Raw genomic sequence first — 20,744 nt, forward strand, 5'->3', positions numbered from 1 at the left:
ACGAAAGTATCCCCGCAGCGTGACCCGAACGCCCGCCCCGCCCCGCAGCGGGCGCGCCGCGTGACCTCTCAGGCCGCGGCGGACCGCCCGAACCAGTCCATGCACAACACCATCGCATCATCATCGGCGTCGGCAGCCCGGTAGACCGCCAGCTCCTCGAGGATGGCCCGGGGCACGGCGGCGGCCGGCAGCAGGCTGGTGGCCTGGATGGCCCGGGCGAGAGCGCGTTCGCTGTACGCCTCGCCACCCGCGCTCGCGGCCGCGTAGACACCGTCGCTGACGAAGATCAACCGGTCGCCGGGCAGGGCCTGGAACTCCTGCGCGGTGTAGGGGGACTCCTCGAACATCCCGAGGGGGAGCTGTGCCTCGAATTCCAGGCGCTCGACGGATCTGTCCCGGTAGCGCCACAGCTGCGGAGAACCGGCGTCCACGACCTGCACGCGCCCGGTGCTCAGCTCGAAGCACAGCAGGAGGGTCGACACGAATTCACGCCCCCGGTACTGCCCGTAGACGGCCTGGTCGGCCAGCGCCGCCTGGTCGGCGATGCTGATCCCGGCCCTTCGGGCGTTGCGCAGCGCGTTGATCGCAAGATTCGTCAGGAGCGAGGCCTGGATCCCCTCACCCATGCCGTTGGTGACCGTGAGCGTGAGGCTCTCGGCGGTGGTGGACCAGTCGAAGTTGTCCCCGTGGATGTCGTACGCCGGCTCCAGCTGCGCCCCGATGGCGTACTCCGGCCGGGCGCACGCCCGCGCCGGCAGCAGCTGCCACTGCATCTCGGCCGCCAGGGTGAGACGGCTGGCGCGCCGCGCCTGGAGGTACAGGTCGGTATCGCGCTCGGCCACGATGATCTCGTGTCCGAGCAGTTCCGCCAGGTCGGTCAGTTCACCGACAGTCACGGAGGTGCACGCTTCCTCGGGCATGCGCACCGTGAGGATGCCCAGGCGGTCGCCGCGTACGGTCACCGGAAGATGAAGATCCACCGCGCCGTCCTGGGCGGCGTACTGCCCGTACGGTTCCTGACTGCCGAACGCGCGGCCCTCGGAGCTGGCCTGGACAGGCAAGGGCTCGGAGGTGTGCGGCAGAGCGGTCACCGGCTGCAGCACCGTGAGGCTGTAGTCGGCCATGAGGAGTCCGACTTCGATCGCACGGAAGTGCTCGATGAGGGCTGCGCGGACCGTGCGAAGAAGGTCATGAGGCGCTGCCGTGCGCAGAGCACGTTCCACGGCCAGGAAGTTCGTCATGGTCAGGGTCATTTCTTCCAGGAGCGGGCTGTCGGATGAGGTGACATCCGGGGTGACCCGGTGGCGCGGAGGGAGCCGAGCGCGAGGAGTGGTTCTCGCACGCGCAGACCCCCAGACCCGTTCCGCCCCGAAATCCGGATGATGCTCCCTCTACATAATTGTCATGCGACAACTATCAACTGTACCGCCTGGCGCCGTTCAGGAGTGGAGAAGAGGCCGGTCACATGCGGGCGACCCGGTGAGCGCTGTGACCGGCAGCGGGGTCGGAGGGTTCAAGGACGTGTACCTCCTGGACGTCCGGTCTTCAGTGCGTCGTGCTGAGTCGGGTCCGGGCGGACGGTAGTCGTTCCTGGGCGAATACCCTGTTCGCCAGGGTCTGCTCTCGGTAGGAATCGGGCAGGTCGGGCAGTGCCAGGAGCTGATCGCACGCGCGTAGTGACGCGGCCGTGTCCCCCACCCAGTACGCGGTGATGGAGTACTCGAAGAGCAGGCCCCAGCGGTACACCCACGGCTGCACGAAGAGCAGGTCGTCCGGAACGGGCTTTCCCACAGTGGACGCGGCAATGGCATGGGCGGCGCGGTAGCGGCCCATCACGCGGAGCCCGGAGACGAGGTCGTAGCAGGCTTCCAGGCGTTCCGGCCGGACCTCCCAGGCCCGGGACAGCGCGTCCATGGCGGCCGGCCAGTCACCGGACTCGGCATGCAGCGCACCGGCCTGGAACAGTGCGTAGTAGACCTCTTCGGCCCAGCCGCCCATGGCCGCCCGGCGCTCGTACAAGCGGATCGCGGCAGCCCTGTCGCCCATGTCGCGTATGGTCTGGGCGAGGTAGAAGACGGTGCGGGGATTGGACGGATCCCGTTCGAGCTCGGCGCCGAGCAGGCGGGCGTCACGCTCGAACTTGTCGTGCCGGGAACCGCCATCGGCATGGTCCTCGATGACGAGCGCGTCCAGGTTGCGCTGCTCTTCGGAACGGTCGTCGCGGTCGCAGGTGAGGTACTCGTGGGTGACACCCACATAGCGCCAGGGCAGATTCCCGCGGACCAGACGCTTGATGCGGTACTCCGTGTTGCCCTCGTGACGGAGCATGTAGGAGTCCGAGGTCAGGGCGGGCATCGCGCGGTCCTGGCGCAGGACCAGATCGGCGTCCAGGAGCAGCAGGTAGTCGGCTCGGCCGACGGCCCGCGCAATGTTGAGGCTGCGGTTGTGCCCGAAGTCGACCCAGGGCTCATCCCGGAGTTCGCCCGGGATGCCGTGCAGGGCTGTCCGGATCAGATCTTGAGTGCCGTCGGTGGACCCGGTGTCGGAGATGACCCAGGTGTCGATCAGGCCTCGGACGGAGGAGAGACAGCGCTCGATGACGGCTGCTTCGTTCTTGACGATCATGCACAGGCAGATGGTCGGCTTCACGGCGCGTGACCCTAGGCAATGCGCCGCTGGTCCCGGGCGCGGCGCGCCGTGGACCGGCCCGGCCGGCCGTGGCGGGTGCACCCGAGTGGCTGCGGTCGCTGAGCCGTTCCGCTGACGTTCGGGCGAGGCGTGTGCCGATGTCCGGTCAGAGCTCCCACGATGGCGTCGGAGATCCGGGAACGCGTACGGACTCCCGAACAGTGTTTGACACGGCTTCGACAAAGGAGTGGCCATGAGTCCTGTCGACAGGACCGACTCAACCCTGGGCCCGCTGCCCAGGCGGACCGCCTGGCTCACCGGGGGTGCCTTCGCCTCGATCGCACTGGTGCTGACGGGTGTCGCCAGTCCGGCCATGGCGGCCGCCCCGGCCGCCCCGGCTGTCAGGACATCCGCCGAGTCGCCGTCCACCGGTGACAAGTGCAAGAAGGACAGATCAGGCGCGCGGGCGATGTCCGCTGACCCCGGCAAGTGCCAGGGACCGACAGGCCCTCGCGGTCCACGCGGCCCACGCGGCCCCAAGGGTGACCGAGGCCCGACCGGACCCACCGGACCGTGCAACGACATCGACAGCCTGAACCCGAACGACACGGAGTCGTTCAGCGCCGCGTTGACGAACGGCATCGCGTACGCGGGCCGGGCGAGTACGCCGGGCGGGGCCCCTGTCTGGCAGGACCTCACCAACGCGGACAATCCCGGCTACCCGGCCGGGGCCTGCAGCATCTCCATCCAGAACCAGGGCAACGACGCCTGGATCAAGGTGCTCACCACAGCCGGCACCGTCTACCAGACCCACGGCGACACCAACGGCGCGAACTTCGTCTGGGACGAGGCCTGGATTCAACTCCTGCCGTCCCCCACCCCGGGCACTCTGCGGAGCAAGCCCTTCAGGGAACTCCCGTAGAACCTCCTCCCCGTCCGTGAACGACTTCTCTTCCGGGGAACGGCCCCCACGGTTTCGGCTTGGTTTCGTGCGCGAGCCCCGCTGGGCCGGCGGCGGGTCGTTCACCGGAGAGGGAACCGGCAGGCGGGGCGGCCGCATGGCTGCCGCCCCGCCCCGGGCGCCCGCGCGCGTCTCGGAGGACATGGCGGCCGTCTCGTACGGCCTTCTTCACGCCGAGCCGCCGCTGCTGTTCGGCGTTGAGCCCGCCCGGGACATGACGGGCGGGGTCACGGCGTCCGAGGCTTGCACGGGGGCCGCAGGGAGGCGCGCTGTGGGGATGCCGCCGCCCCGTCAGCCGGCCCGTATGACCTCGCGGGGTTGCTCCGGCTGCGCCGGCTCCCGTGTGAGGGCCTCGCCGCGGGATGCGGCGCGAGTCTCGTTGCGGGGTTCGGTGCTGCGGGCCGTCGCCGTCGCCACCGACAGGCATGCCGCCACCAGGACCAGGTTCTTGAGGATGTACTGACCCTCCATGGAAGGGACGAGGGGGTACTTCCAGACCTCTCCCGGCAGGATCACCAGGGTCGCGAAGACGCCCGCCATGTGCACGAAGAAGACCCCGAGCGTCAGCGGCAGCAGCCGGCCGATGACGAGCCCCAGGCCGATCAGGACCTCCATCGCCGCAAGCAGCGGTTGTGAGACGGCCGCCGGAACGGTGTCGAACGTCATGACGCCCATCGCGCGGGTGGCGATGTCCTGTGCCGGGCTCATCCCGGGCAGGAACTTCAGTACGCCGAACCACAGGTACAGCAGGCCCACGCTCACTCGGAGTGCGGCCGTTTCGCGGCGCCGGTAGCGGGACACGAGCAGGCCCGGCAGCCGCGACCAGGGGCGGCGAAGAGTCCCCGCCGGGCGTCGCACCGCCCTGTGAGTGGCGTTCACGGGGGCGTGCGACACAACGGATCTGGGTCTTCTTCTCACGGGGTTCCTCGGCTTCCGGATCGGTGGGCCCCCCGCGCAGCTGCCTAGTGGTCCGGCCCCGGGGGGAAGTGAGGCAGCAGCCATTCAGCGATCTCAGCCATCACCTCGGCCGCCGGCCGTGTGTTGTGACGGAGGTTCATCATCAGCTGGTTGACTCCGGCCGCTTCGTACGCTTTGAACAGTTCGAGCAGGGGCTCGCGCCCCATGGACCAGCCCTGGATCAGCGGGCGCGGCGCGGACCGCGGGTCGTCGTGCAGGACCACATAGCCCGCCTGGGCGTACGGCTTGAAGCGGCCACCGTCGGTCTCGCCGGTCAGGCGCCGCCAGCGGGCGGTGTTGGCCCGCTGGCGCTCGGGGTCCAGTGCCGTGTACAGCCAGCCGTCGGCATGCTCCGCGGTCCACTCCGGTGTCTGTCGGCCCCGGCCCGTCATCAGCATGGGCAGCCGCCCGTACGGCGGTTTGGGCAACAGGTCGATTCCGGGCGCCACTTCGCCGAGAGGAGACACGAAGCCCTCCGAGGACGGGCCGGTGACGTGGCGTATGTAGTGCCAGCCGTCCCGCAGCCGGGCCCCCAGGTCGGCGTCGCCCGGGCCGAAGGCCGACACCTCGCCCGGACGGTCGCCGCAGGCGAGGCCCAGCAGCATCCGGCCGGACGACAGCCGGTCCACCGACGCCGCCGCCTTGGCGACGTGGGCGGGGTGGCGCAGCGGCAGCACCGTACTCGCGGTGCCGAGGGTGATCCGGTGGGTGACGGCCGCGAGCGTACCCAGGTACACCCACGGATCGAACAGCTGGCCGCCGTCGCCCTCGCCAGGGACCAGGAAGGGGACGTCCCGTACCCACAGCGAGGCGAATCCCGCGTCCTCCGCCCCACGGGCCAGTTCCAGGTGGCCCGCCATGACGGGGACGTCACCGGTGAAGGACTCCAGCGGCGCGATCAGGCCCAGGGCCATCCTGCCCTCGGGGAAGGCTCGCGCCATCCCGGGATGCGACGGTCCGTCCGGGCGGGGGTGCGTGGAGGCGGGGTCCTCGGTGAGGGGCGTGTGCGTGTTCATCAGCGCGTCAGTCCGCCACCCGCTCCGGCGCGGGTTCCCCTCTGAGCCGCGCGTTCTCCCGTTCCAGCTGGGCCATGCGCTCGCGGATCGGCGCGAGTTGGCCTTCCAGCTCAGCCACGGTGTACCGGGGCTCGATGTGCTGGGGACAGTTCCAGTCGTACGCCTCGACGTCGATCAGGACGACGCGCTCGACGACAGCCCGGTGTTCCTCGGGGGCCGGCCAGCGATCGGGCTCCACCACGCGGGCCCTGCCCAGGATCTTCAGGCGCGCCCTGGCCGGATAGTCCATGAGGATCAAGGACACCCGGTCGTCGGTGTCCAGGTTTCCCGTGGTGATGTACTGCTTGTTGCCGCGGTAGTCCGCGAAGGCGAGCGTCCGGTCGTCGAAGGCCCGTAGGAACCCCGGTGGCCCTCCACGGTGTTGTACGTACGGCCAGCCCGTCGATCCCGTACTGGCCATGTAGAAGCTGCCCCTGGTAGCGGCGAAGGCCATCTCGTGCTCACCGAGCCGGTCTGCTTCCCGGGGCCCGCGGGCCATGTTCGCGTAGGAGGCGCGGCTGCCGTGCTCGGCCTGGTGGCGTTGCACGGAGGGCGTGAAGAGGAGCTGCGCGTATCGGCTGGTCATCGAGTTACCACCAGTAGGTGGGGTAGCGGGGGGTCTTGCCGCTGCGACCGGCCAGGATTCCCACGCCGACCAGGACCAGCGTCGCGAGCAGCAGCAGGATCAGGAAGGTGACGGTCGCCGGCTGGCTGAGGACGACGATGACAGACGTCGCGGCGGCGGGGGAGTGCGGTGTCCGAGCCAGAGCCATCGCACCGATGGCGAGGCCGCCGGCGACGGCGGCGCTCCACAGGGAACGTCCGGCGACCGCGAGGACGAGGAAGCCGACGACGGCGGAGACCAGCTGTCCTCCGACGACGCTGCGGGGCTGTGCCAGCGGGAGTGCCGGGGCGGCGAAGACGAGTGCGGCGCTCGCGGCGAGCGGCGGAATGAGCACGGCCTGGTCGAGCGCGTAGCCGATGGCCACGAGCAGGAGCAGGGCGGCGACCCCTGCCAGGGTCGCCACCGAGATCGCGGCACCCGCGGCGCGTGCCGGGGCCTTGCCCGCGAGCAGGGTGGCCAGGCTGCGCGGGGCCGCGGCTTCGGATACGGGTGTGTCGGACATGGTGTCCCTTCCGCGGAGTTCAGGCAAAGGATGAAACGAGGGGCCGGCCGACAGCGCGCTGTCTCCGCTGACGGGGGGCCGTTGTCCTCGGTCTTCTGAAGACGATTACATCAGGGGATCCGGGTCGTCCGGGTGCGCGGGCTCAACAGGGCTACGCAGACCGGCACTTGTGGCTGAAACGGACACCACGCCCTGCGTGACCCGTGCCGGGGCGGACCCTCGCGACTCCCCCTTCGGACAAACGGGCCCCGGCGGGGGAACGTGCGCCCCGGCCCCTCTGTGCGGGGCAGGTGGGACGCCTCGTCCGAGGCGTCCCACCTGCCCTGGTCGGCGATGTGCCGCGGCGACTAGTTGATGATGCTGGCGTAGACCTGGTCGGAGACCTTGTAGCCCAGGTCCAGTGCGGCGGCGTTGTCCCACTCGAAGTGGACGCCGATGTACTTGCGGCTGTCGGCCTTCTCCTTCGCCGCGGCGCTCAGGCTCGGGAAGGAACGGGTGACGCCCACCGCGTACGGGTCGTCCGTGCCGGCGGTGAAGGACAGGTCGTCACGGCCGAAGTAGTTGCGGAGGATGCCCGCCCAGGCGGAGGCCACACCGGAGTGCCCGGAGACGTAGGTCGGGAAGTTGGGGCTGAAGCTGTTGCCCGCCAGGTCCTTCTCCTCCGGCTTCCAGTTCGGGTCGGCGACGATGCCCGGGTTCGGGACCAGGTCGGCGCGGGTGATGGCGTCGGCCGGACGCCAGACGTCCCAGTCGGTGCCGTACTTCGAGTCCCAGATGGAGATCGCCGCGTCGGCCAGGGACACCGAGGTCAGGGCGAACAGCTTGGCGCTTTCGAAGGAGGTGCCGGACGGCCGGTACTTGCGGAAGATCACAGCGGTGTGGTCGTACTGCTGGCCGACCGGCTTGTAGGTGCCGTCCACGTCGTTCGCCCAGTAGTGCGCGAGCTGCGTCTGGTCGGCGGTCCGCTCGGTCGAGTCCCTGCCGCCGATCCGCTTGATCTCGTTGACCTGCGCCGCGTACGCCGGGCTCTGCAGGAGGTCGGTGGGGTTGGCGAACCCGCCTATGTTGCCGGGGCGGAACTGGGAACCGGAGGTCAGGGCGAAGGGCTTGACCTTGCCCCAGTTGGGAGCGCCGGCGGGCTTTCCGGGGGCCGGACGCCAGTGGCCGGGGGCGTCGATCGTGACGTACGGGGTGGTGTCGGCGGAGCCGTCGCCCGTGCGCTTGGCGATGATCGCCTCGGCGGTCTTGACGCCGAGCTTGCGGCCGCGCTCCTTCGCGCCGGCCGAAGCGTGGTCGGGCATGGCCTGCGCCTGCTGGAGCTTGGCGTCGAGACTGGCCACGGGGTAGCCCGGGAAGGCGTTCCGGAGAGCGGTGTACGCCGCGTAGTCGATCGCGCTGTTGAGCGAGCTGTAGGCGCCGGCCGCGGTACCGTCCTTGACGGCATACGGCTTGCCGATGGTGTGGACGGAGTTGACGGCGTCGTAGACGGCCAGGTCCATCATGGCGCCGCCGCGGGTGAGCGGGCCGGGCGTGCCGCCGACCTGGCGGAAGACGTCCAAGATCGCGTTGTTCCAGAACAGGACGTGGTCGTTCGAACCCTGCCAGGTGGCGGTGGCCGCCGCGGTGGGGGCGGTGGTCACATCCTCGGTCGGCGTGGCGGCACTGGCGGGGACCATGGGCGCAATCCCGGCGAACGCCACTGCGGCCACTGCTGCTTTGAGGACGGTCTTCTTGCCCGGACGTGCGGAGCGGAGCATCAGCTGTTCCTGTCTGTGGGAGGCCCTGGTGACACTTCGACTCGGTGTCGCCACGGCGGTGCGTTCTCGCCATGAAACGTATGGCGGTTCGGCACTCCACAACGGGGCGTTCGTAGATGCCAGGAATCGAAAAACCTGATGGGTCAGAGGTTGCTACGCCGAATTCATCCATCGGCCACCAGGTCTAACGCTCCTTGTGGCAATGAGGCGTTATATCTGGGGAGGAACGGGAAGGCGCAGGTCGATCGGTTCAGCAGCCGGGGTGGAGGTGGCGCCGGGCGTAGTGTCGGGCGGCCCGGGCGCGGTTCCCGCATCCTGTCGAACACCACTCGCGACGCGCGCGGGCATGGTCGAAGAAGAAGACGCAACCGGGCGCCGTACAGGCCTTGGGCTCCACGCCCGAGGAGCCCGTCAGGAGGAGAAGCGTGGCGTGGGCGATCTCGCTCTGCACGGCGATCAAGGGCGCGGCGGTGGTGACGTGCACCGCGACGGGGCGCTCCCCGGCGTTCCAGCACAGCAGGGGCCAGCAGCGATCCATGGTGATCGCGCGGTTGAGGTGCGCGACGTCCCAGGAGTCCGCCTCGTGGTGGTTGACGAAGGCGTCGATCAGCCGGCGGCTGGCGTCCCGCAGCATGACGAAGGACTGCGTGTCGGTGGTGCTCAGGGAGTCCACGGCGTTGTCCGGGAGGGGGGTGGCCAGGCTGGCGCGGCAGGATCGCAGCCACCAGGCGAGGTGCTCCGGCGTCCGGAAACCGTCGGTGAGGACGCCCCTGACGGGGAACACCGTGTTGACGAACTCCAGCGGGAGGGGCTCCCCGTGCAGGGGCGGGGCTCCGTCTGGGGGCGGGGTGTGGGTGTGCGGAGACATGTCGGTCCTTCGCCGCGTCGGGGCAGTTGGGGTTGCCGTGGGCACATGCCTCATGGCAGGATCTTAAACCTAACGGTTGCATAGCTATGAGACCGTTAGTCTAGCGTCAAGGCAATCCCCGGGGGGCGGGGTCGCCCCAACCGTAGGAAAGCCGGTCCGAAGGTACCGGTCGCACCGGCATGTGCGTCCGGATCACCTTGGGATGGGCCGAGAGCGAATTAGGTCTTGTGTCTCATGGGGGAAGTAAGTGACCTTCGATCTTGCGCTTTATCAACTGAGGACCTTCCGGGAGGTGGCCCGGTTGAGCAGTTTCACCAAAGCCGCGCGAAGTCTCGGCTATGCCCAGTCCAGCGTCACCTCGCACATCCGCTCTCTCGAGTCACGTGTAGGGATTCAGTTAGTCCAGCGTCTTCCGCACGGAGTCAGACTCACTCCAGCCGGAGAAATCTTCCACGACTATACGGGGAGAATATTTCACGTTGTGGACGAAATGGCCAGTGCTCTCAATCCTTCCGGTGAGATGGCGGGACGCGTATCGGTAGGAGCCTCGGCGCTCCTTCTGGAGTCGCGGGTCGGTTCCCTCATCCGCGACTGCCGCTACCGGTACCCGAAGGTGCAGATCTCGCCCCGGCAGCTCGTCATCAGCCGGGCCAGGGAGTCCGTCCGCGACGGGGAGACCGACCTCGCCCTGGTGCACGGCGACTTCTCGGCGACGCCCGAACCACCGTCCAGCGGCATCGTCGTGGAGGAGCTGCCGCCCCTCAAAGTGGTACCCGTCTCCTCCATTGCCCTGGCCCACGCCGCCGACCAGGCAAAGGCGCTGGCTTCGGTCCGCGTCCTCGCCGTCGACCCCGACTGCGCCTCACATCAGGTACTGGTGGGAGCGCTGCGCGAGCTGTACGGCATCGATCCGCAGGTCATCGAAGCGGGCTCGGTCGGCGGTGCGAGGGAACTCGCCCGCAGCGGCTACGGCATCGCGATGCTGCCCGCCGAGTCGGTGCGGCCGGCCGAGGAGGGAAGCGGCCTGGCCGTCATCCCCGGCCTGCCCCGGGTGCATCTCGGCGTGCGCGCCCTGTGGGCCGGGCAGGACATGGCGATGTCCGCGGTCGCCGCCGTGTGCGACGTGGCGGCGCGCCTCGGCCGGGAGCAGGCCGGCCAGATGGCCTGACAGGCCGGCGCGGGAAAGCAGCAAGGGTGAAACGGAATTCCGTTTCACCCTTGCTGCTTTTTTGTTCCCGAAGCCCGCCGGAAACCCATCAGAAACATCGATACCGGCGATCGATTGATTCGCTCAGCCGGACGCGGCAGCGCGCATAGGCTTGAAACGTATCCGAAGAGAGGCGAAATGATGTCGGATGTTTCCTATATCGCAAACGCGTTCCGCAGCGGCTTCGAGCTGAACGACCTCACCTGGGTGGCATGGAGCGAGCCGGGCCGAATCGGCGTCGAGCACCACGTCCTGTGGGCGCCGGACGAGTCCGCGGGCGAGGACTCCGTCGGCCTGCTCCTCCGCTTCCCGCCGGGCGCGCACGGCGACTTCCACGAGCACCTCGGCCACGAGCTCATGCTGGTCCTGGACGGCGTACTGGACCACAGCGACGGGATCTCGTACGTCAAGGGCGACCTGGTCGTGGAAGGCCCCGGCACGGAGCACCAGATGTCCAGCCGAACGGGCTGCACCGTGCTCGCCATCCGTACCCGTCCCGCCGCTGCCCGCGAGCCCCAGAAGCCGATCCGCGCGGTCGGCATCAGCGCGGCCCCCTGACCGGTCGGGGCGGGGCGGCCGTCAATGCCCTGACTCGGCCGCCCCGCCCCGCCCCGCTTTCCGCGGCCGCGCGCTCCGCGCCTGCCCATCTCGCCGCACCCGTGCTTCATCGCACCCGCCAACTCCCGCTGACCGAAAGAGCATTGCCTTGTCTGCGCATGCGCACCCTCTCCAGACCCGGACCTCCACCCCTGCCGTCCAGTCCCCGCACGCGGTACAGCCCTCCGGCCGTCGTGTACTCGTGTCCAGCGTCTCCTCCGACTCCCACACCTGGAACCTCGTATTCCTCCAGCTGCTGCTCGAGGAGATGGGCCACGAGGTGATCAACGTCGGCTCGTGCGTACCCGACGAGCTGCTCATCGAGGAGTGCCGCCGGGTCCAGCCCGACTTGGTGGTCGTCAGCAGTGTCAACGGACACGGGGCACTCGACGGAGCCCGTGCGATCCGCCGCCTGCGAGAGCAGCAGGACCTGCGGGACCTGCGCGTCGTCATAGGCGGCAAGCTCGGGGTGCGCGGCGCGGAGGCGGGCACCTACGGACCGGAACTGATGGCGGCCGGTTTCGACGCCGTCTTCGAGGACGCGGCGGGGGTCGCGGAGTTCCGCCGCTACCTCGCCCAGTCGGCCATACCCGCGCTCGAGCCGAGTGCGGCGTGAGCGCGCTCACAGCCGCGTCCACCGGGTCCACCGCACCCCTGGGTCCGTTCGCCGAGGCTGTCGCGGCCGCCGGGCGAGCCGGAGAGCTGGTCGTACAGCCTCGGATGGGCTTCGCCGACGTTCCTCGGATGCGGCAGGGCCTCCATGCGGTCAAGGCGGCCCGGGCCCGTACAGTCGGCACCCTCACCATCGACAGCTACACGCGCGTCGGGGACAACGAGTCCGCCCGGCGGGCGCTGATCGAGGGAACCGACCTCAACGGCTACCCCATCGTCGCGCACGGCCCCGCCACCACGCGCGACCTCACCTCAGCGCTCATGGGCGACGGTTTCGCCGTCCAGGTGCGCCACGGTTCCGCCAACCCGATCGGCATCATCCAAGCCCTGCTGGACGCCGGGCTCGACGCCACCGAGGGCGGCCCGATCTCGTACTGCCTGCCGTACAGCCGCACGCCCATCCGCCATTCCGTCGAGGCGTGGGCACGCACCTGCGAACTGCTGGCGTCCCGCCCCGGCACGCACTTGGAGAGCTTCGGCGGCTGCATGCTCGGTCAGCTCTGCCCTCCCGGTCTGCTGGTCGCCCTCTCGGTACTCGAGGGCATCTTCTTCAAGCAGTACGGGCTCCGCAGCATCTCCCTCAGCTACGCCCAGCAGACCCACCACGTCCAGGACGTCGAGGCACTGCTGGCCCTGCGCACCCTCGCCGGGGAACACCTCGCCGGCCTCGACTGGCACGTCGTGCTCTACACGTACATGGGAGTCTTCCCGCGGACGACCGGCGGGGCGCTGGGGCTGCTGCGCGACAGCGCCCGCCTGGCCGCGCTCACCGGCACCGAACGCATGATCGTCAAGACGCCGGCCGAAGCACACCGCATCCCCACCATCGAGGACAACATCCACGCGCTGGAGGAGGCGTCCGCGGCAGCGGCGGCGTACCGGGGCCAATCCCCAGTGGTGAGTGACGAGTTCGGGGTTCTGGGCGAGGCCAGGGCTCTGGTCGAGGCCGTACTGGAGATCCACCCGGATACCGGACGCGCCCTGACCGAGGCCTTCCGGCGGGGCATCCTGGACGTCCCCTACTGCCTGCACGCCGACAACGCCCAGCGCTCGCGCAGCTACATCGACGGGCGCGGCAGCCTCCAGTGGCACACCACCGGTTCCATGCCCATCCCGGCCCTGCTGGCACCGGGCCGCGCGCAGCTGCGCGCCGACGACCTGCTCGGGATGCTCTCGTACACGCAGGAATCCTTCGACCGTGCCGCCCTGGTCGCCGGCGACCAGCGCGACGGGACCGCCGCGCTTCCTGCCTGACCGGCCGCCCTCACCGCCACCGCCGTTCGACGCCCGACCCGGGCAGGCGCCGACGTCCGCGCCGCCCCGGCGCCCGTCCAGGTGCGCCCCTGTGCCGCGCGTCCTCCTCACCTTTAGGAAGCTCCTGTGCCCGGATACTCCTCCGATACGCGCCCGCTCGTCCTCGCCGTCATCGGCAGCGGCCCGCGCGGCATATCCGTCCTCGAACGCCTCGCCGTCCGCACCACCGCGGAGGCGGCCCAGACCGGCGGCGTACCGCCCCGGCCCGTACGGATCCACCTCATCGACGCGACGGAGGTCGGCGCCGGCCGCGTGTGGCGCACCGACCAGGACGACTGGTTCACCATGAACACCGTCATCAGCCAGGTGACGATGTACTCCGGCGACCCTGACGGCGGCCCCGCCCGCCCGGGCGCGGGCCCCTCCCTGGGGCAGTGGATCGAGGCGCGCGCCCTGCTCGGCGAGGAGCCCCTGGGCCCCGACGACTACGCACCCCGCGTCAGGTACGGCCACTACCTCACCGACGTGTACCGGACCATCGCCCGCAGCCTGCCCGACCACGTCGAGCTGGTGCCCGTCACCGGCCGGGTCACCGCGCTGCGCACCGGCCCGGACGGCGGCCACCTGCTCAGCCTGGACACGGCGCCGCACCTGCTGGAGGCCGACCGCGTCGTACTGGCCACGGGACACCCGTTCAACGCCCCGGACGACTTCGAGCGCGAGATGCTCGACTTCGCCGAACGCACCCCCGGCACTCACTACCTGTGCGGTGACTCGGCGGCCGACATGGCGCTCGACGAGGAGACGATCCCGGCCGGCAGCGCCGTCGGAATCCGCGGGCTGGGCCTGTCCTTCTACGACGTGATGCTCGCGCTGACCGTCGGCAGGGGCGGCGAGTTCACCACCGGGGAGGACGGCACGCTCGTCTACCGGGCCAGCGGCCGCGAGCCCAGGATCACCGCCGGATCGCGCAGCGGACTGCCCATCCCGGCACGTGGCCGCAATCAGAAGGCGCCCTCCTTCAGCCACCGCGCCCTGTTCCTCACAGGCTCCGCCCTCACCGCCGCCCGTGCCCGCCGCAGCGTGTCCGGCAGTGGCCAGCTGGACTTCGCCGAGGACGTACTGCCCCTCCTGCTCCAGGAGATCGAGCACGTCTACTACGTCACGCACGTACGGACCTCCCGCGGCACCGGGGCCGCCGACGCGTTCGCCCGGGAGCACGTCGCGGCACTGCGTGCCGGAACGGACCGCTCCGCGCTCCTGGCCGGGGCCGGGCTGTCCGACGTACCGCCCATCGACCTGGACGCGCTGGCCCGGCCCTTCGGCGACACGCGGTTCGCCTCTCCCGAGGAGTTCCGCGGGCAGTTGCTGGAGGTCATGGACCGGGACCTCGACGCGGCCTCGCTCGGCACTTCGGACGGCCCGCTGAAGGCCGCCCTCGACGTCCTGCGCGACATCCGCAACGTGGTCCGCGAGGCGGTCGACTACGGCGGGCTGCTGCCGGAGTCGCACACCGGGTTCTTCCACCGCCGCTTCCTGCCGGTCAACGCCCTCCTGTCGGCGGGCCCCCCGATGTCCCGGGTCGAGCAGTTGCGCGCCCTGATCCGCCAGGGCGTCGTGGAGGTCGCCGGTCCCGCCACCCGGTTCGAGACCGACGGGGCGGCCGGCGGCTTCCGCGTCGGGTCCCCGCAGGTCTCCGGCTCCGAGAGGATCGTCCGGACCCTCGTCGACGCCCGCATCCCCACCCCGGACCTGCCGCGCGACACCTCCCCCCTGACGCGGCAGCTGCTCGGGGAGGGCGCGGTACGCCCGTACGTGATCGACGGGCCGCAGGACACCGCGTACGTCACCGGCGGCCTGGACGTGACGGAGGCCCCGTTCCACGTCGTGGACGCCGCCGGGGAGGCGCAGCGGGACCTGTACGCCATCGGGATACCCACCGAGCACACCCGCTGGTTCACCCAGGTCGGCTCGAGCCGCCCCGGCGTCAACACGCTCTTCTACCGGGACGCCGACGCCATCGCGGCGGACGCGCTGCGGCCGGCCGCACTCGCGGAGCGCGGCATGCCCGCGACCGAGTCCGTCCTCGTTCCGGGGGACGCGGCGTGAGCGGGGCGCCGGGTGCCGCGCTCACGCCCACCGAGCGGTTCCGGGCGGCCCGGGACCTGCTGCTCCTGCACCGCACCGACCTGGACAAGGCGGTCCGGGAGTTCCGCTGGCCCGAGTTGACCGAGTTCAACTGGGCCCTCGACTGGTTCGACACCCTGGGCGCCGGACCGGACCGGCCGGCGCTGCGGATCGTGGGGCACGGCGGGCCCGCCACCGACCGGGTGCTCACGTTCGGTGAGCTGGTCCGGCGCTCGGACCAGGTCGCCACCTGGCTCCGCTCCCTCGGGGTACGGCGCGGCGATCCGCTGCTGCTCATGCTCGGCAACCGGGTGGAGGTGTGGGAGACGATGCTCGCGGCCATGAAGCTCGGCGCGATCGTCATTCCCACCTACATCACGGCGACCCCGGCGGAGATCGCGGACCGGCTGGAGCGCGGCGACGTGCGGTACGTCGTCGCCGAGGCGGGACTGACGGACCGCTTCGCCGGAGCACCGGGGGACTGGTCCGGCATCAGCGTCGGCGACCGGGTCCGGGACTGGATCCCGTACGAGCGCGCGGACTCGGCCGACCCCGGGTTCATCCCCGACGGCCCGACCATGGCGGACGAGCCGCTCTTCAGGTACTTCACCTCGGGCACCACCTCGAAGCCGAAGATGGTCGAGCACACCCACGTGAGCTACCCCGTGGGCCACTTGTCCGGCATGTACTGGAACGGCGTACAGCCCGGCGACGTGCACCTCAACATCTCGGCGCCGGGCTGGGCCAAGCACTCGTGGAGCTCGCTGTTCGTCCCGTGGAACGCGGAGGCGACCGTCATCGCACTCGACACGGCCCGCAGCGGCCCGGCCGACGTCCTGGACATCCTGCGCACCCGCGACGTCTCCACCTTCTGCGCACCTCCCACCGTGTGGCGGGGCATGGCCGCCCAGGGCCTCGGTGCGCGGCCGCCCGCGCTGCGCGAGGCGGTCGCCGCGGGCGAGCCCCTGGAACCGTCGCTGATCGAACTGGTGAGGGAGCAGTGGGGGATCGACCTGCGTGACGGATACGGCCAGACGGAGACCACCGGCCAGGTCGGCAACCCGCCGGGCCGCACCCCCGTCCCCGGCAGCATGGGCTTCCCGCTGCCCGGCTACGCGGTGGTCCTGCTCGACCCGGAGACCGGCCTGCACGTTCCCGCCGGTGAGCCGGGCGAGATATGCCTGGAGCTCTCGGCGCGTCCGCTCGGGCTGATGCGCGGCTATGTCGGGGACGCGGCCCGTACGGCGAAGGCACTGGCCGGCGGCCACTACCACACGGGGGATCTCGCGGTCCGTGCCCCGGACGGCGGCCTGACGCACTTGGCACGCTCCGATGACATGTTCAAGGCGTTCGACCACCGGATCTCGCCGCGCGAGCTGGAGACGGTGCTCCTGCGCCATCCGGCGGTGGCCGATGCCGCGGTGGTCCCGGTTCCCGATCCGGTGGGCCTGTGGGCGCCCAAGGCGTACGTGGTCATCGCGCCCGATCACCCGGCCGGGGCGCGGAGCGCGCGCTTGATCCTCGACCTGGTGCGGGGGGAGTTGCCGCCCGAGAAATGGGTGCGCGTGCTGGAGTTCGTTCCCTCCCTGCCTCGGACGACCTCGGGCAAGGTCCGCCGGGCCGAGCTGCGGGACCGGGCGCCAGGGAGCGGCGGCACGGAGTACCGGATCGACGATTAGGGTCCCTCGGCGCGAAGGCCCGGGGCCCGGGCGTGAGCCCGGGCCCCGGGCCTTCCGCGGTTCCGTTCCCGCGCCGTCAGCCGGGGTTGTGGCGCGCGTAGTGCCGGTTCGCCTTGGCCCGGTTGCCGCAGCCGGCCATGGAACACCAACGCCGGGTGCCGTTCTTGGAGACGTCGTAGAAGTGCAGGACGCACTCCGGGTTCGCGCACGAGCGGATCCGTTCGGGCCGCTCGCCGAGCAGGTGCAGGAAGTTCTCGGCCACCGTCCAGGCCGCCAGCCACGAGGGAGGGTCCACCTCGACGGCGCTACCCGCTCCGTCGGGCAGCAGCAGCCGGCGGACGAGACCGTGTGCCAGTACGGCATTGAGCGCGCCGATCGTGGCCTCGTCCCATGGCCCGGGGGTGGCGACGAGGCCATCGAGCGCGCCGCGGACCTGGAGGAGCGCGTCCAGCGTCTGCCGGTCGGCCACTGCCTGCCGGTCGCCGAGCTCTTGGCGGACGAGCGGGCCGGCGAGCCAGATGCCCAGTCCTTCGACGGATTCCAGCAGATCGTGTCGACCGTCGCTGTCGATCCAGCGGGTGTTGAGCAGATCGATGGAGAGCGGTTCGCCGGTCAGTGGCCGGGGGTCCGGCTCCGGGGGTGGCAGCACAGGGGGCTCCTTCCTTCTCTGTGGGGACGCCCGGCCAACCATAACCGGTCATCCGAAGATCAAGGGTTGACGATCCCCAAGTCTAACCATTAAAGTCTGTTTCAGCGGTTGAGAGAACGCCTCGAAACCCCGACCGAAAGCAGTGATCGACCATGGGCAAGGCAAATACCCTGCAGACCGGACACGTCGGCCTGAACATCACCGACATGGACCGCTCCCTGGCCTTCTACCGCGAGGTCTTCGACTTCGAGGTGCTGGCGGAAGGCAAGGAAGAGGACCGGCGCTGGGCATTCCTCGGCCGCGACGGCCAGATGCACGTCACCCTCTGGCAGCAGAGCGCGGGCACGTTCGGCACGGACCTGCCGGGCCTGCATCACCTCTCCTTCCAGGTGGAGACCATCGAAGAGGTCCGTGCCACCGAAGAGGTCCTGCGCGGTCTGAACGCCGAGTTCAACTACGCCGGCGTGGTCCCGCACGGTGAGAACGGCGCCTCCGGCGGCATCTTCTTCACCGACCCCGACGGCATCCGCCTCGAGATCTACGCCCCCACCGGGGCCAACCCGGCCGACGCCCCCACCCAGGGCGCGCCCACCTGCGGCTTCTTCTAGACACGAGCCGCCAGCAGCACCTCAAGGTGCGACCGGGGGCCGGGCCCAGGCGGGCCCGCGTCCCCGGTCGCGGCGGAACGAAAGGAACTGCCGTGGCAACCGGCTACCACCCCGGCGAACTCCTGGTGCAACACCGCGCGGACCTCGCCGGCGAGGCGACCTTCTCGCTGGGCGCCATCGGCGAGTCCGTCCCCGCCGTAGCGGCGGACTTCCTCGCTGAGCAGCCGATGATCATCCTCGGCGGCACGGACCGCGCGGGCCGCGTCTGGGCCACCCAGCTGACCGGCGACCCCGGTTTCCTGCGGTCGCCCGACCCCCGCACCCTCATCATCGATGCGCTCCCCCTTCCGGAGGATCCCCTCGCGGACCTGCTCGGCCCGGCCGACGCACCCGCCGGGACCGCGGACGCGGAACGGCCCGTCCGGCTGGGCATGATCGCCATCGAACCCGCCACCCGGCGTCGCATGCGGCTCAACGGCAGGGCGTTCCCGGGCGTCGGCGGGTTGCACGTCGCGCTCGACCAGGTCATCGCCAACTGCCCCAAATACCTGCAGAAGCGGGACTTCCGGATCCTGCGGGCCGACGACGCCCAGGCGCGGGCGGCGGCCCGCACGGTCACCTCCGGCACCGCGCTCAGCGCGGCCCAGCAGCGGACGGTGCGCGAAGCCGACACCTTCTTCGTCGCCACGGCCTCTGACAGCGGCGATGCCGACGCGAGCCACCGCGGCGGAAACCCCGGCTTCGTCCAGGTGCTGTCCCCGACGAGGCTGCGCTGGCCCGACTACATCGGCAACGCCATGTTCCTGACACTCGGCAACCTGGCCCTCAATCCGGCCGCCGGCATCCTCTTCCCGAACTGGACCACAGGCTCGGTCCTCCACCTCTCCGGCACCGCGCACACCGTGTGGGACGAGGAGGAACGGTCCCGCGTTCCCGGAGCGCAGCGCCTCGTGGAGTTCTCCGTCACGGACGTACGCGAGATCTCCGCCGCCTCGCCCCTGCGCTGGAGCGAGCCCGGATACTCCCGCTTCAACCCCCCGGTCAGCTGAGACCACCTTTCCCACCGGCCCGGCACCAGGGCCGGTCCTCGCCCCCTACGGAGCCACTCATGCAGATCACCGTGGACATGAACCTCTGCGAGAGCCACGGACAGTGCGTCTTCGCGGCGCCCGAGGTCTTCTCCTTCGACGACGAGGACTACCTCGTCTACGACGCCGCCCCGAGCGACGCCCTGCTGGACAAGGCCGAGAAGGCAGCAGCGGTCTGCCCCGCCCGCGCCATCACCGTCACCCCGGCTCCCTCGACGACCGACGACACCACGGCCGCACGGTGAGCACGAGCCTCACGCCCCCGCGCAGCATCGTGATCGTAGGTGCGTCGCTCGCCGGCCTGCGGACGGCCGAAGCGCTGCGCACCGCCGGCTTCGCAGGCTCCCTGACCATCGTCGGCGACGAACCGTACCTGCCGTACGACCGGCCCCCGCTGTCCAAGGACGTCCTGACGGCCCAGGACCCGGCGCAGTTCACGGCACTGCCCCTGCCCGACGGACTCGACGCCCGTTGGCAGCTCGGCCGGCCCGCCGTCCGGCTCGACCCGCGCGCCCGTACGGTCACCCTCGCCGACGGCACCCGGCTCCCGTACGACGCGGTGGTCATCGCCACCGGCTCCACCGCCCGCACCTGGCCCGCCCGCCGGCCCCCGCTGCCCCGCGGTGTCTTCACCCTGCGCGGATGGCAGGACGCGGTCGCGCTGCGGGCCGAACTCGCGCCCGGACGGAAGCTCGCCGTGATCGGCGCCGGCTTCCTCGGCGGCGAGGTCGCCGCCGCGGCCCGCGCACGCGGCCTGGACGTCACGCTCATCGAGTCGGCCGCGCAGCCTCTGGAGCGCGCCGTCGGAACGGTCGCCGGCGGGTTCGTCGCCACGATGCACCGAGAAGCCGGCATCGACCTGCGGACCCACACCACGGTCAGCGGTTTCCTTGCCACCGACGACGGCCGTATCACCGGAGTCCGCCTCTCCGACCACAGCGAACTGCCGGTGGACGCGGCGGTCCTGGCCCTCGGCGCCGTGCCCGCCACCGGGTGGCTCGCGGACTCCGGCCTCGCCCTCGAAGGCGGCGTGCACTGCGACGCGTACCTGAGGGCCCTGCTCCCCGACGGAACGGCAGTGCCCGGTGTCGTCGCGGCCGGTGACGTCACGCGCGTGCCGCACCCGCTGGCCGGCGGCGCACCGGTCACCCTGGGCCACTGGACCAACGCCGTGGAACAAGCGGCCTCGGCCGCCCACACCTTGCTGCACCCGGATGAGCCCGAGCCGTTCAGTGGGATCCCGTCCTTCTGGTCGGACCTGCACGGCGCCCGGATCCGCTCGGTCGGCCTGCCTGGACTCGCCGATGAGGCGAGGATCGCCGAGCACGAACTCGTGGGAGAGCGCCGCCTCGAGGTCAGTTACCACAAGGAAGGGCATCTGATCGGCGCCCTGACCATCGGCAGGACCCGCAGGCTGGCCGCCTACCAGCGCGAACTCCAAGCCCTCGGAGGGGCGGCTTCCCCCCTGGCTTCGTAGCCGGACCGCATTCGACTCCTACGGCCCGGCCCC

General features: G+C 70.7%; 20 protein-coding genes and 1 pseudogene. 12 read left to right on the forward strand and 9 right to left on the reverse strand.

Annotated features, from left to right (window positions below):
- Positions 1-68: 68 nt before the first annotated feature.
- Together OTB16_RS10500 and OTB16_RS10505 are read right to left on the reverse strand one after the other, a co-directional pair.
- Positions 69-1,253, reverse strand: coding sequence for a PP2C family protein-serine/threonine phosphatase (locus OTB16_RS10500; RefSeq protein WP_267719757.1), 1,185 nt, complete (start codon positions 1,251-1,253; stop codon positions 69-71).
- Between the two features lie 292 nt (positions 1,254-1,545).
- The gene (locus tag OTB16_RS10505; RefSeq protein ID WP_267719759.1) at positions 1,546-2,649 is read right to left on the reverse strand and encodes a tetratricopeptide repeat-containing glycosyltransferase; all 1,104 of its coding nucleotides are present in this window, start codon (positions 2,647-2,649) and stop codon (positions 1,546-1,548) included.
- Between the two features lie 232 nt (positions 2,650-2,881).
- Between OTB16_RS10505 and OTB16_RS10510 the strand changes: the two genes are divergently transcribed.
- On the forward strand, positions 2,882-3,550 hold the full coding sequence (locus OTB16_RS10510) for a hypothetical protein (RefSeq protein WP_267719760.1): 669 nt from the start codon (positions 2,882-2,884) through the stop codon (positions 3,548-3,550).
- A 330-nt stretch (positions 3,551-3,880) separates the two neighbouring features.
- Here OTB16_RS10510 and OTB16_RS10515 read toward each other — a convergent pair whose 3' ends face one another.
- The 6 genes from OTB16_RS10515 to OTB16_RS10540 all read right to left on the reverse strand — a co-directional run bounded on the left by OTB16_RS10515 (position 3,881) and on the right by OTB16_RS10540 (position 9,353).
- The gene (locus OTB16_RS10515; RefSeq protein ID WP_267719761.1) at positions 3,881-4,468 is read right to left on the reverse strand and encodes a DoxX family protein; all 588 of its coding nucleotides are present in this window, start codon (positions 4,466-4,468) and stop codon (positions 3,881-3,883) included.
- A gap of 83 nt (positions 4,469-4,551) precedes the next feature.
- The gene (locus OTB16_RS10520) at positions 4,552-5,562 is read right to left on the reverse strand and encodes a TIGR03571 family LLM class oxidoreductase (RefSeq protein WP_267719762.1); all 1,011 of its coding nucleotides are present in this window, start codon (positions 5,560-5,562) and stop codon (positions 4,552-4,554) included.
- A 7-nt stretch (positions 5,563-5,569) separates the two neighbouring features.
- Positions 5,570-6,187 (reverse strand): pyridoxamine 5'-phosphate oxidase family protein, encoded by a 618-nt coding sequence (locus OTB16_RS10525; protein ID WP_267719763.1) that lies wholly within the window; start codon positions 6,185-6,187, stop codon positions 5,570-5,572.
- A 4-nt stretch (positions 6,188-6,191) separates the two neighbouring features.
- The gene (locus OTB16_RS10530; RefSeq protein WP_267719764.1) at positions 6,192-6,728 is read right to left on the reverse strand and encodes an HPP family protein; all 537 of its coding nucleotides are present in this window, start codon (positions 6,726-6,728) and stop codon (positions 6,192-6,194) included.
- Between the two features lie 347 nt (positions 6,729-7,075).
- Positions 7,076-8,485, reverse strand: a complete 1,410-nt coding sequence (locus OTB16_RS10535; RefSeq protein ID WP_267719765.1) for a vanadium-dependent haloperoxidase — start codon at positions 8,483-8,485, stop codon at positions 7,076-7,078.
- A gap of 250 nt (positions 8,486-8,735) precedes the next feature.
- Positions 8,736-9,353: a CGNR zinc finger domain-containing protein gene (locus tag OTB16_RS10540; protein ID WP_267719766.1), complete on the reverse strand. Its 618-nt coding sequence runs from the start codon at positions 9,351-9,353 to the stop codon at positions 8,736-8,738.
- 247 nt (positions 9,354-9,600) lie between these two features.
- Between OTB16_RS10540 and OTB16_RS10545 the strand changes: the two are divergent.
- From OTB16_RS10545 to OTB16_RS10575, 7 genes and pseudogenes are all read left to right on the forward strand, one after another.
- Positions 9,601-9,786: pseudogene (locus OTB16_RS10545) on the forward strand (helix-turn-helix domain-containing protein); the annotation flags it as partial.
- 87 nt (positions 9,787-9,873) lie between these two features.
- On the forward strand, positions 9,874-10,521 hold the full coding sequence (locus OTB16_RS10550; protein ID WP_267720011.1) for a substrate-binding domain-containing protein: 648 nt from the start codon (positions 9,874-9,876) through the stop codon (positions 10,519-10,521).
- 177 nt (positions 10,522-10,698) lie between these two features.
- Positions 10,699-11,118: a cupin domain-containing protein gene (locus tag OTB16_RS10555; protein ID WP_267719767.1), complete on the forward strand. Its 420-nt coding sequence runs from the start codon at positions 10,699-10,701 to the stop codon at positions 11,116-11,118.
- Positions 11,119-11,266: 148 nt separating this feature from the next.
- Positions 11,267-11,773, forward strand: a complete 507-nt coding sequence (locus OTB16_RS10560) for a cobalamin B12-binding domain-containing protein (RefSeq protein ID WP_383899682.1) — start codon at positions 11,267-11,269, stop codon at positions 11,771-11,773.
- Complete coding sequence (locus tag OTB16_RS10565; protein WP_267719768.1) at positions 11,770-13,083, forward strand: methylaspartate mutase; 1,314 nt, start codon at positions 11,770-11,772, stop codon at positions 13,081-13,083. Before OTB16_RS10560 ends, OTB16_RS10565 begins: the two co-directional genes overlap by 4 nt.
- A 126-nt stretch (positions 13,084-13,209) precedes the next feature.
- On the forward strand, positions 13,210-15,192 hold the full coding sequence (locus OTB16_RS10570) for an FAD/NAD(P)-binding protein (RefSeq protein WP_267719769.1): 1,983 nt from the start codon (positions 13,210-13,212) through the stop codon (positions 15,190-15,192).
- Positions 15,189-16,889, forward strand: coding sequence for an AMP-binding protein (locus OTB16_RS10575; protein WP_267719770.1), 1,701 nt, complete (start codon positions 15,189-15,191; stop codon positions 16,887-16,889). The genes OTB16_RS10570 and OTB16_RS10575 overlap by 4 nt, the downstream gene beginning before the upstream one ends.
- 76 nt (positions 16,890-16,965) lie before the next feature.
- On the opposite strand, the gene OTB16_RS10580 is transcribed toward OTB16_RS10575, so the two are convergent.
- The gene (locus OTB16_RS10580; protein WP_267719771.1) at positions 16,966-17,538 is read right to left on the reverse strand and encodes a CGNR zinc finger domain-containing protein; all 573 of its coding nucleotides are present in this window, start codon (positions 17,536-17,538) and stop codon (positions 16,966-16,968) included.
- Positions 17,539-17,690: 152 nt separating this feature from the next.
- Here OTB16_RS10580 and OTB16_RS10585 point away from each other — a divergent pair, with 152 nt between their 5' ends.
- The 4 genes from OTB16_RS10585 to OTB16_RS10600 all read left to right on the forward strand — a co-directional run bounded on the left by OTB16_RS10585 (position 17,691) and on the right by OTB16_RS10600 (position 20,711).
- On the forward strand, positions 17,691-18,146 hold the full coding sequence (locus OTB16_RS10585) for a VOC family protein (RefSeq protein ID WP_267719772.1): 456 nt from the start codon (positions 17,691-17,693) through the stop codon (positions 18,144-18,146).
- A 92-nt stretch (positions 18,147-18,238) separates the two neighbouring features.
- Entirely contained in the window at positions 18,239-19,195 is a 957-nt protein-coding gene (locus OTB16_RS10590) for a pyridoxamine 5'-phosphate oxidase family protein (protein WP_267719774.1), read from the forward strand.
- 59 nt (positions 19,196-19,254) lie between these two features.
- Complete coding sequence (locus tag OTB16_RS10595; protein ID WP_267719775.1) at positions 19,255-19,479, forward strand: ferredoxin; 225 nt, start codon at positions 19,255-19,257, stop codon at positions 19,477-19,479.
- Positions 19,476-20,711 (forward strand): NAD(P)/FAD-dependent oxidoreductase, encoded by a 1,236-nt coding sequence (locus tag OTB16_RS10600; protein WP_267719776.1) that lies wholly within the window; start codon positions 19,476-19,478, stop codon positions 20,709-20,711. The genes OTB16_RS10595 and OTB16_RS10600 overlap by 4 nt, the downstream gene beginning before the upstream one ends.
- Positions 20,712-20,744: the final 33 nt, after the last annotated feature.

This window comes from Streptomyces antarcticus (assembly GCF_026627255.1).
GTDB classification, from domain to species: Bacteria; Actinomycetota; Actinomycetes; order Streptomycetales; family Streptomycetaceae; genus Streptomyces; species Streptomyces antarcticus.